General features: G+C 51.2%; 3 protein-coding genes. All 3 read left to right on the forward strand.

The features are described from left to right. The first annotated feature begins 133 nt into the window (after window positions 1-133). Window positions 134-658 (forward strand): hypothetical protein, encoded by a 525-nt coding sequence (locus PHQ97_16090; protein MDD4394254.1) that lies wholly within the window; start codon window positions 134-136, stop codon window positions 656-658. Then, complete coding sequence (locus PHQ97_16095; GenBank protein ID MDD4394255.1) at window positions 659-1,537, forward strand: hypothetical protein; 879 nt, start codon at window positions 659-661, stop codon at window positions 1,535-1,537. A gap of 15 nt (window positions 1,538-1,552) precedes the next feature. Next, on the forward strand, window positions 1,553-2,772 hold a 1,220-nt coding region (locus tag PHQ97_16100), incomplete at its 3' end, for a hypothetical protein (GenBank protein ID MDD4394256.1).

Genomic DNA, 2,772 nt, shown 5'->3' on the forward strand with positions numbered 1-2,772 from the left:
GGTCCGCCCCTACGCGGACCGATCGGTCGGATTTTCTTATATCGCGGCATGAGTGGGGCAAGGCGAGTTTTTGATCATCATATCAGTCAGTGTGATTGCCACAGCGTCCCGACACTAAGATAACAGGGCTACGATGTTATTTTCGAGTCAGCCATTTTTGTTCTTCTTTTTACCCGCAGTGTTGTTTTTCTATTTCGTAGTGCTGCGGGACGTCCACAAGCGGAATGTCCTACTTTTTTTCTCCAGTTTGTTTTTTTACGCCTGGGGCGAGCCGTATTTCGTGCTGGTCATGTTGTTCTCCATCGCAGTTAACTGGTTTCTTGGACGCCATTGCGAGCGGAGTTGCGGGGATGATCAGTGTACTCGCCGGTATTTTTGGCTGGCGGTGGCCTTCAATGTCGCTTTGCTCTTTGTCTTCAAGTATCTCGGCTTTGTCGTGCGTACTTCCGCAGAGCTTTTCGGCGGCTCTTCGGACTTTGCCATTGTCCTGCCCATTGGCATATCGTTTTTCACTTTCCAGGAATTGTCGTACATCATTGATATTTACCAAGGCAAAGCGCGGCCCTTCCGGCACTTTATGGACACGGGTCTGTACATTGCTTTTTTCCCACAGCTTATTGCCGGTCCCATCATTCGCTTCGACAATTTTTCGAGCTAGTTGCTGACTCGGCGTGAGAGTATCGACGGTTTTATCAGTGGTATTGAGCTGTTTGGGATTGGTTTTGCGAAGAAGATCCTCGTTGCGAATGCACTGGCCCGGGTTGCGGATCTGAGTTTTGATATGTCACCAGCGGCATTGACTGCGCCGCTTGCCTGGCTGGGCACGTTGGCATACACCTTCCAAATCTATTTTGATTTTTCCGGCTACTCAGATATGGCCATCGGGTTGGCGCGTATGTTCGGGTTTGACTTTCCCGCCAATTTTCGCTACCCGTATATATCGCGTTCCATAGCGGAATTTTGGCGTCGTTGGCATATTTCAATGGGGAGTTTTTTTCGCGACTACGTCTATTTTCCCCTCGGGGGCAGCCGAGTTAGCTCGTCTTGGCGCCTGATATGGAATTTGCTGGTCGTATGGGCGCTAACTGGCCTTTGGCATGGCGCGAATTGGACATTTCTTGTTTGGGGCTTGTACTTTTTTGTTCTGCTCGTAACCGAGCGGGCCTGCAAAAAAATAGCTTGGCCGAAGTTATTTCAGGCATTGCAATGGCCTGTGGTCTTCCTTTTGGTCATGTTTGGCTGGGTGCTTTTTCGGGCCAATTCACTGACACACGCAGCGGCGTATGCTTGGCGCATGATCAGCATAGATGCTTGGACTGTCGATCGGTTTTTTTTGCAGCACCTGGTCGAATATCTGCCGGAATTTCTTGTTGCTGGACTGGCATCGACGCCGCTTGCGCCGTATTTACAGAGTAGGTTGCCGTCTTGGCTGGTTATTCAGATCATCAAGCACGTGTGGGTACTCTTCATCATTGTTTTGGCTCTTGGTGCCTTGGATGTGTCGAGCTTCAATCCGTTTATTTACTTTAATTTTTAGCGGCAGTGGCAGTACATGACTCTACATGACTACGAATCGCGCGTATTCGGCCTGGCCTTTTTGGCTTTGATGGCTGTCGGCTCGCTGTTAATGGCATTACGTGTGGGCGTCGCCGCCGAGCGCGAGTATTGTCGCGCCCGTGAGCAAGCCGGCGTATGGACCGCCTGGCGTGCTGCTGCTAGAACGGCACAGCACTTTCACCGCTATGAATACGAGCTTAAGGATGTTGTTGTTCCCAAGCTCAATTTTATCAGCACGGCGGTGCATCACCTCTACACGGGGTATTTGATAGCTACGGGGCGTCGTGTTATTCCTGCGGATACGGCGGCAAAAGTCGTGGTGCGGGGTCCCGATGATTTTTTGTATTATCTCAATGGCTTTGCTAAAAACCCCCAGGATGAGGCCGCTCTTTTTTCTGCCGTACATAGCTTGGCGCAGAAGCGGGGCGTACCGATGCTCCAAGTTGTCATCCCGACCAAACAGCTCAATGAGAAGGCCGTTGTTGGTAACTTCATTGATTTGGCCTGTGATGAAAATTACGCCGCATTTTTGCATGACACGGCGCGATATGGGGTTCCGCGCGTTAATTGCGCTGCGATTTTTCGTGGGCTCGGGGTTCCTCGCGAGTCTCTTTTTTACCGTACGGACCATCATTGGACTCCCTACGGCGCGCTGAATGCGGTGCATGCCACGCTGACTTTACTGCGGCAGACGAGTGTTTCGGGCTGGCACCCTGCCGATTTTTCTGTCAGTGATGATTTTGTCTGGGCGGAGTCGGCGGCCGATATGATGGGCGTGCAGGGCTTACGGCTGGGGCGTTACTGGTCGGTGCTGGATCGGGAGATATATGGGGCGCCACGGCATTCGCCCAACTATCGGTTGGAGTTGTGGCGTGCCAATGGGGCAGTAAGCGCGGAATGCGGAGACTTTGCAAGCGTGATTAGCCATTGTGACAGGAGCAATTACCGCGCATCTTTTTTCAGCGGCAGCGACTATCCCAAGATTAGTCTTGTCAATGACTCGGTACCTGACGGTGCAGTTTTAGTCATACAAGATTCCTTTGGGCGCTCCTTCTCGGGCTACTTGTCTTTGTTTGTGCAGCAAATGATTATTCTTGATCCCCGTTTTTATCAGCTTAAGGATATGCTGGCTGTTGCAGCCGCACATGAGTTTGATGCCATTTTGTACGTGCGGTCAGAATTTACTCTTGGTATGATAGGCACACAACGAGACAG

It is taken from the genome of Desulfobacterales bacterium, assembly GCA_028704555.1.
Lineage (GTDB): Bacteria > Desulfobacterota > Desulfobacteria > Desulfobacterales > JAQWFD01 > JAQWFD01.

Coding starts and splice junctions, on each gene's coding strand:
- PHQ97_16090 (MDD4394254.1), top strand. CDS start 134: ATGTTATTTTCGAGTCAGCCATTTTTGTTCTTCTTTTTACCCGCAGTG.